General features: G+C 55.3%; 12 protein-coding genes and 1 tRNA gene. 5 read left to right on the forward strand and 8 right to left on the reverse strand.

The window, feature by feature from the left end:
* Window positions 1-32 precede the first annotated feature (32 nt).
* Entirely contained in the window at window positions 33-1,142 is a 1,110-nt protein-coding gene (locus tag CFBP5473_RS06005) for an endonuclease/exonuclease/phosphatase family protein (RefSeq protein WP_027676060.1), read from the forward strand.
* A gap of 7 nt (window positions 1,143-1,149) precedes the next feature.
* Here CFBP5473_RS06005 and CFBP5473_RS06010 read toward each other — a convergent pair whose 3' ends face one another.
* From CFBP5473_RS06010 to CFBP5473_RS06025, 4 genes are all read right to left on the reverse strand, one after another.
* Entirely contained in the window at window positions 1,150-2,856 is a 1,707-nt protein-coding gene (locus CFBP5473_RS06010) for a GGDEF domain-containing protein (RefSeq protein ID WP_157835806.1), read from the reverse strand.
* 285 nt (window positions 2,857-3,141) lie between these two features.
* Window positions 3,142-3,399: a hypothetical protein gene (locus CFBP5473_RS06015; RefSeq protein WP_084631692.1), complete on the reverse strand. Its 258-nt coding sequence runs from the start codon at window positions 3,397-3,399 to the stop codon at window positions 3,142-3,144.
* A 222-nt stretch (window positions 3,400-3,621) separates the two neighbouring features.
* A tRNA-Thr gene (locus CFBP5473_RS06020) sits at window positions 3,622-3,697 on the reverse strand.
* A gap of 98 nt (window positions 3,698-3,795) precedes the next feature.
* Complete coding sequence (locus CFBP5473_RS06025) at window positions 3,796-4,149, reverse strand: nuclear transport factor 2 family protein (RefSeq protein ID WP_027676062.1); 354 nt, start codon at window positions 4,147-4,149, stop codon at window positions 3,796-3,798.
* A gap of 328 nt (window positions 4,150-4,477) precedes the next feature.
* Here CFBP5473_RS06025 and CFBP5473_RS06030 point away from each other — a divergent pair, with 328 nt between their 5' ends.
* The gene (locus CFBP5473_RS06030) at window positions 4,478-5,116 is read left to right on the forward strand and encodes a J domain-containing protein (protein ID WP_169696875.1); all 639 of its coding nucleotides are present in this window, start codon (window positions 4,478-4,480) and stop codon (window positions 5,114-5,116) included.
* Between the two features lie 21 nt (window positions 5,117-5,137).
* On the opposite strand, the gene CFBP5473_RS06035 is transcribed toward CFBP5473_RS06030, so the two are convergent.
* On the reverse strand, window positions 5,138-5,743 hold the full coding sequence (locus tag CFBP5473_RS06035) for a DUF922 domain-containing Zn-dependent protease (protein WP_027676064.1): 606 nt from the start codon (window positions 5,741-5,743) through the stop codon (window positions 5,138-5,140).
* A gap of 356 nt (window positions 5,744-6,099) precedes the next feature.
* Window positions 6,100-6,567, reverse strand: coding sequence for a PRC-barrel domain-containing protein (locus CFBP5473_RS06040; protein WP_027676065.1), 468 nt, complete (start codon window positions 6,565-6,567; stop codon window positions 6,100-6,102).
* Between the two features lie 213 nt (window positions 6,568-6,780).
* On the opposite strand from CFBP5473_RS06040, the gene CFBP5473_RS06045 reads away from it, so the two are divergent.
* Window positions 6,781-8,271 carry an anti-phage dCTP deaminase gene (locus tag CFBP5473_RS06045; RefSeq protein ID WP_051441317.1) on the forward strand — a complete coding sequence of 497 codons (1,491 nt, stop codon included), beginning with the start codon at window positions 6,781-6,783 and terminating at the stop codon, window positions 8,269-8,271.
* Between the two features lie 169 nt (window positions 8,272-8,440).
* On the opposite strand, the gene CFBP5473_RS06050 is transcribed toward CFBP5473_RS06045, so the two are convergent.
* Together CFBP5473_RS06050 and uvrB are read right to left on the reverse strand one after the other, a co-directional pair.
* Complete coding sequence (locus tag CFBP5473_RS06050; protein ID WP_084631696.1) at window positions 8,441-9,481, reverse strand: alpha/beta hydrolase; 1,041 nt, start codon at window positions 9,479-9,481, stop codon at window positions 8,441-8,443.
* A 107-nt stretch (window positions 9,482-9,588) separates the two neighbouring features.
* On the reverse strand, window positions 9,589-12,639 hold the full coding sequence (gene uvrB / locus CFBP5473_RS06055) for an excinuclease ABC subunit UvrB (protein ID WP_027676066.1): 3,051 nt from the start codon (window positions 12,637-12,639) through the stop codon (window positions 9,589-9,591).
* Between the two features lie 466 nt (window positions 12,640-13,105).
* Here uvrB and CFBP5473_RS06060 point away from each other — a divergent pair, with 466 nt between their 5' ends.
* Together CFBP5473_RS06060 and CFBP5473_RS06065 are read left to right on the forward strand one after the other, a co-directional pair.
* Window positions 13,106-13,459 carry a DMT family protein gene (locus CFBP5473_RS06060; RefSeq protein ID WP_027676067.1) on the forward strand — a complete coding sequence of 118 codons (354 nt, stop codon included), beginning with the start codon at window positions 13,106-13,108 and terminating at the stop codon, window positions 13,457-13,459.
* A gap of 13 nt (window positions 13,460-13,472) precedes the next feature.
* Window positions 13,473-14,282, forward strand: coding sequence for a cell envelope integrity TolA family protein (locus tag CFBP5473_RS06065; protein ID WP_027676068.1), 810 nt, complete (start codon window positions 13,473-13,475; stop codon window positions 14,280-14,282).
* The last annotated feature ends 55 nt before the right edge of the window (window positions 14,283-14,337 follow it).

Raw genomic sequence — 14,337 nt, forward strand, 5'->3', positions numbered from 1 at the left:
CCGATAATCTGAGCATCCACTTAGGATGATTCATGTCGCTACGGCTTGCCACCTTCAATATCGAAAACCTGATGACGCGTTTCGATTTCACGGGTTTCAGAAACCAGACCCGCCGCGACCGTGCCATGCAGCTTTTCGATGTGCGGGACGAAGCGACCTATCAGGCGCTGGAAAGCGCGCGCATGCTGGCATCCACAGACGATACGCGCCAGCTTTCGGCGCTTGCCATCGCGGATGCCGATGCGGATATCCTCTGCCTTCAGGAAGTGGACAACATGGCCGCGCTTCAGGCCTTCGAATATGGCTATCTGTATCGCATGGTCGGTAACGGATATCGCCATAAGTACCTTGTCGAGGGCAATGACAGCCGGGGTATAGACGTCGCCGTCGTCATGCGCGACGAGACTTTGGATGGCGAAAAAATTGAGCTGGTCGATATTCGCAGCCATGCGGCGCGCACCTATCGCGATTTCGATCTGTTCAATGAAGAGTTGGCGCTGACCAATGCCATCGATGACAAGATATTCAAACGCGATTGCCTCGAGTTGGACCTGAGGGTCGGCGGCAAGCCGTTTACGCTGTTCGTGACGCACCTCAAATCCATGAGCAACGCCCGCGAAGCGACCGATGCGCGGCTGGGCACGATGCCGGTGCGTGAGGCCGAAGTCCGCGCCATTCGCCGCATCATCGAAGACCGCTTCGGCGCGGATAAAGCATCGAGAATGAACTTCGCCATCTGCGGCGATATGAATGATTATCAGGAGCGCTTGATCATCAACGGCAATCGCCGAACCGGCTATGATTTCAAGCCGGTACAGGAAGAGCGCAGCGCTCTTGATGTTCTGACCCGTGACGGCTTCGCCATCAATCCCTTGCAGCGGCGCGATGTGATGGACCGCTGGACGCTCTATCATTCGCGGGGACCACAGGAGCAGCATCTTTGCCAGCTGGACTACATCTGGCTTTCACCACGCCTTGCCGAGTTGAATGCGGCAAACGTGCCGGAAATCATCCGTTCCGGGCAGCCTTACCGCACCATCTTTCCGCCGGGACAAGAGGTGGAGCGTTACCCGCGCACCGGCTGGGACAGGCCGAAGGCATCGGACCATTGCCCCGTCGTCATGACGCTTGATCTGGGCTGAATCCGCGTTACGAGGCTGCTTGCAGCGAGGTTGCCGCAACGCGGTTTCGGCCTTCGCGCTTGGCCTGATACAGCCTCTCATCGGCAATGGCCATCAGTTGATCCCATCGCGTGGCGCTTCCGGCATCCCGCCAGACAACGCCGAAACTGGCGGTGATTGGGGTCGAGGCGATCTCGCCACTGGCCGATGACGCTATGGCCAGCCGCAGACGCTCCGCCGTTGCGTTGGTGGTCGTCTCGTTCACATCTTGCAGAATAATGACGAATTCTTCGCCGCCAAATCGCGCCAATATGTCGGTATCGCGCAGGTTCTTGCCGAGAACCTCTGCCGTGCGCTGCAACACCAGATCGCCCTCCGCGTGCCCGAAGCGATCATTGATCGACTTGAAGTGATCGATGTCGATGATCATGACGCCAAGTCCGGTCGAAACCTTCTGCGCTCCGGTGAAAATGTAATCGGCGACCTCTTCCAGCGCGCGGCGATTGAATGCTCCGGTCAACGGATCCGTGCGGGCAAGTTTCCAGAGCTGGCTTGCCATCTCCTCCCGCTCCTGTTCCAGGGACTGTTTGTGTCGCAATTGCTCTCTCAGAAAATCGAGACCGTGGAACATCTTGGTCATTTCCTTCGCCATTTTCGGCGAATGAGGACAGTCGGCAAGATCCCCATTCGCTATAGCCATGATCTGCTCGCGGGCGGAGAGCATGGGAACGAAAAGGCGTTTGCGGAAGAGAAATGCGAGCAGCCCCATGGCCGAGATGGAGATGAGCGCCAGCAGCGAAGACATGATGCTTGTGGTAAGCGCGTTGTTTTTCTCAGCCGAGGTCTTGTCGCGGATTGTCTGCACAAGCAGGTCGCGCAGGATGCCGGTGGATTTCATGCCAGTGAGATAGCGCTTGGAGAAAATCTCTACTGCAGGCCTGTCTTTTTCGTTGCCGGACATCAGCGTTTCTTCGGCATAGCGCAGGGCTCCCTCGAAGTAGTCAGCCTCTACATTCTCCAGCGCCTGCTGGACTTCCGGTGTCTGAAGATAAGCTGCGGCATAGGTCTTGAGCAGCGTTTTCAGCGACATGACCCGTTGCAACTCCGTCTCGAAGGTGGCGCGGTAGCGCGCCTTCGTCAAATCATCGGCATCGAGACTGATGACGACGTAGGAACCGAGCCGACCGATACGATCTCTCAGCGTGCCAGCCGCACCAACCATGATGATATCGAGCCCGATAATGGGTGCATTGTTGACGACAATGCGGCCAATGGCATCCCGCAGCAGTTGCCCGCTTTCGGCCGCTGCGAACATGGCATTGATGGCGAGCGCGAAATTCGTGCCGTTACGCTGTTCTTCCGGCAGATTTGAAACGCGGTCGACAATGTCGCGCGCAACCGCCAGCTTCATGCGAACCGCCTCCAGAGCCTCCGGCAGATGCATCTGCTCTCTGAATTCATCGGGGAAGGCTGCCTGCAACTGGGCCAGCTTTTCATCCGTATCCAGACGCGATTTTGCCAAAGCCGCCCTCAATTCGGCTTCGCTGCCGATACGGCCCATCATGTTGTTCGATGGCCCGCGCTCTGCGGAAATTGCCCAGACGGCTTTCAATGCAGCGTCATAACGCCCGAATTCCTCGGTGCTGTTCCTGAACTTCAAGTAATTATTGATGCTCGGGAAGGTTACGAGGCTGGCCAACAGAAGGCAGCTTGTAGCAATAAGCGCCGCTGCCAAGAGTTGCATCTTCTGAATACTTAACCGCATGCGAGAAACGAGGTGCCCTGATTGCAATTTCTATCTAGCTTTCAGAGCTACTTCTAAATCACGAATGTATAATATTATGTATTTGTTTTACGGCAGAACCAATTTTTTTGGCAATTTTGCAAGACGTGCTTTCGAATTGCTGAAGAGACAGGTTTCAAAGAGAAACCCGCCGTCTTCAATTCGACTGCGGGCTTTTCATGCAAGGCTTCTGCGTTCGCAATATTTGATTGCGCAGAGGACGTTCAGCGCACTGGCTTAACGGACATAGACGCCATATTCCTGCGTTACGACGGGGCGATAACGATAATCACCGCGCCAGCCCCGGCGATCACGCCAATCGCGATTACCCCGCCAATCGCGGCGATCATAGTCTCGGTAGTAACGATCACGGTCGTAAGTGCGATAATAAACGCCGGTGGAATAATAGCCACCGCTTCGGTAGCCCCGGTCATCCACGCACCCGCTCAAGATACCTACGGAAACAAGGCAGATTGCTGCGCTCAAAAGCTTCATGATTTCATCTCCCAATGACGGATTCTAACGTCCGCCGCTACACGCGGTTCCATATTTGAGAGAGTGCCGAAATACGGCTTAACCGTAGCTGAACAGAGATCATTCCAGCAAGGAGGGGCGAGCCATCGTGGCTAGCATTATCGACCACTCGAGCGAAGGGCTTATTCTAGACTGCTGTAATGTTCGGGGAAACTGCCAGGCTATATAAAGCCTTGATTTTACTGGTGCCCCCGACAAGGTTCGAACTCGTGACCCCCTGATTACAAATCAGGTGCTCTACCAACTGAGCTACAAGGGCAATCCAGTGCCGTCGAATTAGCAGATTCCCTCTTTATGTAAAGGGAAAATGTGCGGCGATGTCAAAAAACGCTGGTTCGGGCCAGAAAATGCTGGGGATTATCCTTGCAGGTAATAGAGCTTGTGGACGATGGTCCAGTTTCGCTCGCGCTCCAGCAGGGAAAGATATTCGGAATAATCCACGCCACTGATGCGGGTTTTCAGTTTGACCGAGGCCGAATCTCCGGACTTGTCTATGCCGAGAATTTCGAATTCGCTTTCCTGGTGGGGAAAGCCGCTATCGGTGGAGCGGACCTGATCGATAAAATCTTCCAGCGAGAGCCACTCGGTCGCACCCTCGTAGTTTCCGACGATGGCGGCGCGGGGATCGAAGACGTCCCGCATCAAGCCCGCATCGGCATAAGTCATGGCATGCACATAATCGGTAACGGTCTGCGTTATTGTTTCCGCCATTGTTCTGACCCTCCCTCCAGAAGCAGTTTCTAAAACTACACCTCTTTGCAACATTACGCCATAACCCCTTGAAACAAGCGCATAACCCCGTTCATGACGTCACTTTAAGTGCGTTTCGGAGTGTGGGGAGAAATCTGCGGCGTTTTATTTCATTGCGTGCTGTCCACAATTTTGTCCCGCCTTCGCTTATGATGGCCACGCGCTGGACAAATTTGGAGGTGAAGGCCTTTCCCGGCATGATTTGCGTTCAAAACCTCGGTCAAGGGGTGCCGGGCGAAGAGAAAATTGCGTATGATCCCGCAACCATTCTGCGTGGCTTTCACACGCGATGGGTGATTTCGGTAATGCGAGTACAGGTGTTTCGGTGATCGATCCTTATGTTTTGCTGGGTGTTGAGCGCGGTGCCGATGAGGCGGCGATCAAGGCTGCCTATCGCAAGGCGGCGAAGAATGCCCATCCGGACAGCGGCGGCGATGCCGACCAGTTTGCCAGGCTGCAACTGGCTTACGAGCTGTTGAAGGACCCGGTGCGCCGCAAGGTTTTCGATGACACCGGCTATGATCCGCAACTGGCCGACGCCAAGGATTTGAAGGGTCTTCTGATGCTGGAAACGCTGGTCAACGAGTTCATTCTGGATGAGCGCGAGCCCGGCAGTTTCGACCCCGTGGCGGCCATGCGGCGCAAGCTGACCGACGATATTCTGAAAAGCCGCTTCCACATTCTGGAGCTGGAACGCCACCGTACCCGTGTGCGCAAGCACATGGACCGGCTGGGCAAAAAGCCGGAGACGGATGTGCTGGGCTCCATGCTGCGCGCCCGCAGCCAGTCCATTGCCGAGGCCATCCGCAATGCGGAAAACCAGATCGAAGTTATCGAGCAGGCCTATACCATGCTGGAAGGCTATTCCTACGAACTGGAGATGGCGATACTGGCCGAGCCTGTGCTGAAGGGCGAGGCGGCGGAGTAGGGCTAGTCTCGTGCAGCGGCCTCAGGGGCCGTTCACCAAGGCCAGAATGAGTTGGTGCACCGCGCCGCCATTCGAAAGCTCTAACTTATCGAAATCCCGCTCGATATTGCGCCGCTCGTCGGAAATTTCTCCCAGACGCTGCTGCAACACGGCGCGCACCTTCTGGCATTTCGGATCATTTTCCGCGCGAAGGCCGACACTATAGGCCTCGATCTTCTTCACCATGTCGAGAATATGCTCGCCATGCACGCGCTCATGCTTTTCAACCCCGGAGATAAAGCGCTGCCAGCTGGCGGCCACATCCGGCGGAAGCTTCGCAGGTGCCTTCGGCCATGTAAAGATGATCGTGAGGTTCGGACGCGCGGTGGCCAACACGCAGGCGCCATCCGCCTGCGGACGATAATCCCGCCGCCAAGTGAGCTTGAAAGTGGTATGCGCCACCGCCTGAACACCCACCTGCGGCCCGCGCTCGCCAATGGAGCGATAAAGCTCGATGCCGGAACTGCCTGAGATCGCATAGGTCTTGATCTGCTCGGACGGCTGCCAGTTGCCGCTTTCTGCGTGTGCGGTGAGGGGAGTGAAAAGTGAAAGAAGAGCGGTAAATGTGAGGGTGAGGCGGTGAGGCAAGCGGAGTGTCCTGATGATCATGTGCGGGAGGATAAGCGAAGAAACGGCGCGCGGGCAAGTTATACCAGGGCTCAATGATAGGATCCGAAATGATGCCCCGGCAACGGACACCGGAGGGCATCAAAATCCTCGACCGATCGCTCTGCGGTGTTTACTACCCGGCGGCCGTTGTCGGAGCATCATCGGTTCCTATCATTGAGCCCTGATATAAGCCGACATCTGCCTCCCGGATAAGGTTGGGGAGTATGCGGCTTGCCAATCTCCCCACCTGAGCGCCCTCAGCCGAATCCCAATCACAGAAAAGCCCCCGCGGAGAACCGCAGGGGCCTTATTACAATCACCCGCAGGCGGGCAATTTAGTCGTCCAGCTTGTCGTAGTCCAGCTTCGGAGCGTTCTGAAGCGCTTCCTTGGTGGTGTCGACATAGGCCTTCCAAGTGCCATTGTCATTATTGATGGCGACGGAGGATGGGTCGAGGACGACGTAGCTCTTGTCGATGCCGAGGAAGCCGCCGACAGAGGCGACGAGGCCGATGACGGCCTTGCCATCACCAATCACCACATCTTCGATTTCACCGATTTCCTCGTTCTGGGCATTGTAGATATCCATGCCCTCAAGCTGCGAGGCGGTTAGGTCGGTCTTCTGCACGTTGACGAACTTCAAAGCGCCAGATGCCTTGGTGCCCATGGTGAAACCCGGACCCGAAAGCGCCGCATCAGCACCGGCAGCAGCCGGAGCGGCAGGCGCCGGGGTCGCCGTTTGCGCAAAGGCAACAGAAGAGGTCAGGGCTGCAACGGCAGCCAGTGCGAAAACCTTGTTTTTCATGATGTTTCTTCCCTTATGTATGCTGAACGTGATTTTCGGGGGAAGAACGGGTGGGGGTGGATTTGGTTCCGAAATAATGAAAACAGAAAAGCAAGTCTAATGAGAACCGCTGTTTGAAACACGTGTTGATAAATCGTTCATTCAAATAGTGGCAAATTGCAATTTAAACAACCTCGCGTCAAAATAGTTTATGTGATTCTAGCGGGTGTGCATATGTCGGTCCAAGCTCTTAAAGAAAAATCAGTTCTAACAGCGGAAATTTCTGCCGATGATCTTGTAACATTAGATCAGCGGCGGACACAGGAGCTCGTTTTCGCAATGGTCGCACCTATTGGATCGGGCGCCTCGACTGTGGCTGAGCTATTGAGGACAAAAATTTTTGAAAATTTTGGATACGAGACAAACGTAATAAAAGTTAGTGATCTAATTAACGAGCGCGCAGAGAGCCTGAACGAACAAAAAGTAAAGAATGACGATCCTAACAGAGTAGAACGTCTGCAAAATTTAGGTAACAAGCTTCGTGAGAAACATTCGAACGAAGTTTTGGCTGTTTTAAGTATAGATAATATAAATAGGTCTAGAGGTGACGTTGAAAATGGAGAAGATCGGCGCTTCTGCACAATTATTGATTCGCTGAAAAACCCGGAAGAAGTGGCTGTTCTTAGAAAAGTTTACGGTGACTTATTTTGGTTGGTTGGGGTTTTCTCTCCTGAAGATAAGCGAATTTCAAGATTAGAGAATAACGTCTCAAACTCAGCATATCTTTCCAAAATACGAGACGCCGATTACGACGAAGGTCTCGATTTTGGTCAATCCGTGCGCAAAACCATGAACTACGCGGATATCTTTTTTAGAAATGATGGAGATAACACTGACGGTGTCAGCAAATCAGTGGATCGATTATTAAATCTGGTTTTTGGAGTTGGTGTTCAGACGCCTACTCCTGCCGAATATGCAATGCAAGCGGCTTCGGGCGTCTCCCTGAATTCTGCCTGTCTTTCTCGACAAGTCGGCGCCGTCATTGTCTCTGAACGCGGTGAAATAATTGGCCAAGGTGCAAACGATGTTCCTAAATTTAGGGGTGGGACATATAACGTCGATGACGGGTCAGGTGATAATCGCTGTTACAAGTGGAAAGCTTGCCAATGTTGGAATGATTTTCACAAGGATAAACTTTTTGATCAGATTAGTGGCAAAGTAGGCACGAGTATTAGTCCTGCAGTGATTAAAAGCGGATTACGCTCCACCGACGTGAAAAATCTCATTGAGTTTTCACGTGCTGTTCATGCTGAAATGGAAGCCATTATTTCCGTAGCTCGACAAGGCAAAAATGGCATAGTTGGCTCCAAGCTCTTTACCACCACGTTTCGATGCCACAGTTGCGCACGTCACATCGTTGCTAGCGGAATCGGAACTGTGTTTTACATAGAGCCATATCCCAAAAGTTTGGCATTGACCCTACACTCGGATGCTATAACTACCAATCCCCATGAAAGCGAGAAGGTAGCGTTTCTTCAATATGAGGGCGTTTCGCCTTCAAGCTTTTCGCGGGTTTTTGGAACCAAGCTTGATCGTAAAGATTTGGGCAAGGTAAAGACTGTTATACCAAAGCAAGCTCGACCATTGGCGTCACCGCCACTGGACTCTTTGGTGAGTCGAGAGCAACTTGTGCTGGCTCCGGTGTTAGAGAAGGAGAGGATATGAAGGTTAAGATGGAAAAGCAGCTAAACTTTTTGCTGCCGATCAACAACTCTCGCTCTAAAAGCATTGTTGGTAAGGCTGCAACCGTTAATTCCGATAAGGGTTACGACGACGGGAAACGTTACATTAAGATCAAAGAATCATTGATAAACAAGGGATTAGTGAAGTCCCGTTAGCAATCGTGTCGATGAATAACGATCTGAATATCCGCATCATTCTTGACGCGTGGCGGTTTCATAGAGTTTTCATCTAAGGTACAGGTCTGACTCCACTCCCCATCCACAAACTTCAACACATCGATAATCGACACCTTCCACAGTGACCACACATGATCCCCGTCCGTAATCCGCAGTTCTGATTTTCGGTTGTCGGCTTGGAGGGTTTCGTGGAGGGCGACTGCTCCGCGCCAGAGGGAGAAGCCGTCGTCGTCGCCGACGGTCAGGTAGGTGGCGGGGAGGTCTTGGGATTCGGCGACGTGTTGGGCGACGAGGGTGAAGACGTTCTTTTCGTTGAACAGTCTTGAATCGAAGGGTGTGCCGAAGGCGCCGGAGAAGTGGTCTCCGGTGGAGGGCAGGACGATGCCGCTGGTGATGGTGGTGCGATCCACGCGGTGGAAGAAGGCGCTGTCCTGTATGAGTTTCAGTTCGGCAGGCGTCTTGTCGAGATCCGAGGCGGGGACGTTCTGCCAGATGGCACCCGACATGCTGGCGACGGCGGCGTATAGGTCCTCATGGGAATAGGCGAGATGCAGCGCGCCGAAGCCGCCCATGGAAAGCCCGGCAATGGCGCGGCCCTGCCTGTCCTTGCGCACCGGCAGCGTCTTTTCCACGTGGCTGCGCAGATCGCCGGTGATGGCGGTATCGTAATCGCCCGGCCCATCGACGGCGGCGGAATCCACATACCAGCTGTTCTTCACACCCGGCATGACCACCACGAGCGGGCGGATGGTGCCTGCGGCAATCATGCCATCCAGCGTCTTTTCGATGTTGCCGAGATCGCGCCAGCTATTCTGGTCTCCATCATGCCCGTGCAGCAGATATAGAACCGGCCAGCCATTTTCCGGCGGCTCGCCATCCGGGCGGTAGATGTTGACGGGGAGATCGGCATTCAGCGCGTTGCTGTGAAACGTGGCATCCGCAAGTGTGCCTGAAAGCGCAGGCGTGGAGCCAAGGATGACGGCAAGTGCTGCCGTTGCAAGAATATGGAAGCGCATGTGGCCGGTCCTCCCTATGGTTGCACAAGGCGTGAATGTCTCTTTTGGTCGAAAGTTCCGGCCATGTCACGACTTCAGGCGTTCAATAGGGAATGGCGGGGCGTGATCTATCGCCCCGGCCTGCCGGTCTTGCCCTTGGTGCGGCCTTTGCGCTTCTGTTCGCCGGGGTCTTCGTAGGAGCCGACGCCGACCTTGTTGCGGGCGATGGGGCGGGGGTCGTCCTTGCCGCCGGTTGAGCGCTCCGGCTGGCCTTCCAGCAGAGGTGAGAAGCGCTTGCCGGGTTCGGTTGTGGGCTTTTCAGGGGTCTTGCCGCGCACGGGTTTTTCGGTACGGCCCACGGTCATTTCATCCAGCGTGTTACGGCGGAAGAGGGGTTTGGCGGTGTCTGTGCCGGGGCCCATGTCGTCCAGAGTGGGTTTGGTGAAGAGGGATTTCGGTGACGAACCGCCCTCGTGGTTCGAGACGGCCCGCTGGGCCTCCTCACCATGAGGGCTACCGTTGTAGGCTTCCTCGCCGCCCTCATCCTGAGGCGCGGAGCTCGAAGAGCGGAGCCTCGAAGGATCGCCTTTGTTTTTTTTGCCGCCTTCGGCACTCGCCGCCTCTTGCTTCGCAATCGGGTCATCCATCGCAGCAAGCTCGGCGGCTTTGAGGCGTTTGATTTCGTCGCGCAGGCGGGCGGCTTTTTCGAAGTCGAGGTCGGCGGCGGCGTCGCGCATCTGTTTTTCCAGCGCGTTAAGATGCGCCTGAAGATTGTTGCCGACGAGGTGGCCGCCATCGGCGAAGCCCTTGCCGGACGTGCCGGAAATATCGGCCCTTACGTGATCGCGTTCATAAACGGAATCAAGGATATCGGAAATCTTGGCCTTCACCGATTCTGGTGTGATGCCGTGCTGCTCGTTATAGGCCATCTGCTTTTCGCGGCGGCGGCTGGTTTCTTCCATCGCCCGCTTCATGGAGCCGGTAATGTTATCCGCATAAAGGATGACCTTGCCATCCACGTTACGGGCGGCGCGACCGATGGTCTGGATGAGCGAGGTTTCGGAACGCAGAAAGCCTTCCTTGTCCGCATCCAGAATTGCGACGAAGCCGCATTCGGGAATGTCGAGACCTTCGCGCAGGAGGTTGATGCCGACAAGTACGTCGAAAGCGCCGAGGCGCAGATCGCGGATGATTTCGATGCGTTCCAGCGTGTCGATATCCGAGTGCATATAGCGCACGCGAACACCCTGTTCGTGCAGATATTCCGTCAGGTCTTCCGCCATGCGCTTGGTCAGCACGGTGCAGAGCGTGCGGTAACCCTTGGCGGCGGTTTCGCGGATTTCGCCCAACACATCATCCACCTGGCTGCGGGCGGAGCGCACCTCCACCGGCGGGTCGATGAGGCCCGTGGGGCGGATGACCTGTTCGGCAAAAACGCCGCCGGACTGTTCCATTTCCCAACTTCCGGGCGTGGCCGAAACAGAAACGGTGAGCGGGCGCATCGCATCCCATTCCTCGAAGCGCAGCGGGCGGTTGTCCATGCAGGAGGGCAGGCGAAAGCCGTATTCGGCCAGCGTCGCCTTGCGGCGGAAGTCGCCGCGATACATGCCGCCGATCTGGCTGACGGAAACGTGGCTTTCATCGATGAAGAGCAGGGCGTTATCGGGAATATATTCGAACAGCGTCGGCGGGGGCTCACCGGGATTGCGGCCCGTGAGATAACGCGAATAGTTTTCGATGCCCGCGCAGGAGCCGGTGGCTTCCAGCATCTCGATATCATAGCGCGTGCGCTGTTCCAGTCGCTGCGCTTCCAGCAGGCGACCGGCCTTTTCCAGCTCGGCAAGGCGGCCTTTCAGCTCTTCCTTGATCGACTTGATCGCGCCATTCAACGTGGGGCGCGGGGTGACATAGTGGCTGTTGGCGTAAATCTTGACCGATTGCAAATCGCCGGTCTTCTGGCCGGTGAGCGGATCGAACTCGGTGATGCTGTCGATTTCATCGCCGAACATGGAGATGCGCCATGCGGCATCTTCCAAGTGGGCGGGGAAGATTTCGATGGTATCGCCACGCACGCGGAAGGAACCGCGCTGGAAATCCATATCACGGCGCTTGTATTGCTGTGCCACGAGGTCGGCCAGCAATTGTCGCTGATCTAACCTGTCACCCACCGCCATCTGGAAGGTCATGGCAGTGTAGGTTTCGACCGAGCCGATACCGTAAATGCAGGAGACGGATGCGACGATGATGCAGTCGTCACGCTCCAGCAGCGAGCGGGTTGCGGAGTGGCGCATGCGGTCGATCTGTTCGTTGATCGAGCTTTCCTTCTCGATGAATGTATCCGAGCGCGGCACATAGGCTTCAGGCTGGTAGTAATCGTAGTAGGAAACGAAATATTCCACCGCGTTTTCGGGGAAGAAGTTTTTGAACTCCGAATAAAGCTGCGCTGCCAGCGTCTTGTTCGGTGCGAGAATGACGGCGGGGCGCTGGGTCGCTTCGATCACCTTGGCCATGGTGAAAGTCTTGCCGGAGCCGGTGACGCCGAGCAGCACCTGGCTTCGCTCATTGGCATTGATGCCCTCGACCAGATCGGCAATCGCCGTCGGCTGGTCGCCAGCTGGCTGGTAATCAGAGGCCATGCGGATGGTAATGCCGCCTTCGGATTTGGCCGGGCGGGCAGGGCGGTGGGGCGTCCACAGCTTGCCATCCTTGAACAGCGGATTGCCGCTTTCGATGAGCTTGGACAGGGCATCGACTGTGGCGGTGACGGAGCCGGTGGCAAGGCTTGCCGCATCTTCGAGGCTGACATCCATACCCGCGACGGGGTTGAGACCAGCCGCGGCACGGGTTTTCGGGTCGCTGGATGCGCCGATGGAGACGCCGCGAGCAGTCTTCTGCGCGGTCGCCTTTTTATTGACGCTGGCACCGGACGTTTTGCCCTTGGCGGCCTCGGCGATTGCCTGCTTACGCGCTTCGATCTCGATCTTCTTGCGGTGCTTGCCCGCCTTGGATGCGATTTCGCGCTGCGTTTCCACGGAGCCTGCTTCGGCTTCCGCTTCCAGCTGCTTCACCCAATCCGCAACGGAGCCGGAAAGGGGAGCGCCTTCGAAGGATGCCTGAGGGGTCTCTGCAAAACCATCGGAACGGGAGCTGTCGGAAGATTTTTTCGGTGATCTGGCCATGCACGGAATATGGAGAGGTTCATTAGCAAAGGGAAGGGGCGGGCATTAAAAAATGAGTACAAAAAGGAAACGCAAGGGGTGGTGGAACAAGATGCCTGTTGCCGCGTTTTCTGCCGCTTTCAAAGCCCCGCTTTGAGGCGCGTCAAATGCCTGTTCCGCTTTGCCTGAACTTGCTTTAAGCAGGGAAAGCAAATCGGAACAGGTTCCATGTTTCAGTGAGGTTCGAGACAAACTCCAAGCGTTGACGTGCTTGCTTCTGCGCAGTTCCTGACTCCAAGTTCTCCCGCCCTGATAATAATAAACCGCTGCCTAAGCCCTCTCAAGGATGCTGGCGGCGCGAAGCGGCGGAAGAAGATGAGCAGCCTGCCCCAAAACAGCCGCAACAAGGGATTTTGTCTCGCGCCTGATTGGAGCGCAAAGCATTCCGATTCCTGTCTTTCGTTTTCCCTTTTTTCAAAGGTTCGACATGCCTTTTTCGATTACCCCCGCCCACATCTGGCCTGTGCTGATGCTGATTGCATCCAATGTGTTCATGACTTTCGCTTGGTACGGCCACCTGAAGCATAAAAGCACGGCACTCTTCATCGCCATCTTCGTCAGCTGGTGCATTGCATTCTTCGAATACTGCCTTGCCGTTCCGGCCAATCGTCTGGGCTCCGAAGTCTATTCGACCGCGCAGTTGAAGACGATGCAGGAAGTCATCACCCTGACTGTTTTCGCGCTGTTCTCGGTGTTCTGGCTGAAGGAAAGCTTCTCGATCAATCACGTCATCGGCTTCGTGCTGATTGCGTTTGGTGCGTCGTTCCTGTTCAAGTCTTGACGAGGGAGATGGTATGAATTTCCATTGGATCGCGACGATTTCCGTTGCTGTGTTTGCGGCATGTTTGGCAGGTCAGTCTGAGGCCAAAGAACCGGATCCGGTTATCTCGGCAGCTTTTGTTCCGCAGATCGCGTCTTGCTGGACCACGCCAAGCGAGACACCAGTGGTGATGCCGATCTTGAGTGCCCAGCTTGAACGGGATGGGTCGCTCAAATCCGTAGCGGTGCTGAACCATTCGGAAGATCCTGCCTTCAAGGTGTATGCAGAAGCGGCGCGGCGCGCCGTTCTGCGTTGCGCGCCCTTCAATTTGACGAAATTCGCCGACCGCTATGACGACTGGCGCGAATTGACGCTGAATTTCTCGTCCGACAACGCTTTCGATCCACCCAAGCGTCAAAACAAGGAAACTGGCGTTACGTCGTTGATGCCGAATTTCCAGAGCGGTGGCAGAACCGCGAACGGGTTCGCCCAACAGGCTGTCTCATGGGATGATCGCGAACTTATGGTGATGTTTCTATGCCTGCCTAAAGACAGAAAAAGCGGGTTTGCAATCGGTGTCGATTTCGGCGTGGGCCGAGATCAGACACAGCCACAAAATGTAACGATGATGTACGGTCAAACGACCGATAAACGACATTATGAGCGTGTGGGCGAGTATCTTGGTTTTGAAGGTCCGGAAGCGGCGAAGCATCTGAAGGCGATGGCCGACGCGAAGGGATACCTCGAATTCGCCAGCGAGAATGGGCATTCGGCTTTTTTCAAGTTTGAAGACATGCATAATGAGTTCGGGCAATTCCTTGAAATGTGCGATCTGAAAAGCTGAGCGCTCTGTAAAATGGTTTGAAGATGATAGTTCGTCCCGCAAATTCATACGACGC

Origin of the sequence: Agrobacterium larrymoorei (assembly GCF_005145045.1) — a bacterium.
GTDB classification, from domain to species: Bacteria; Pseudomonadota; Alphaproteobacteria; order Rhizobiales; family Rhizobiaceae; genus Agrobacterium; species Agrobacterium larrymoorei.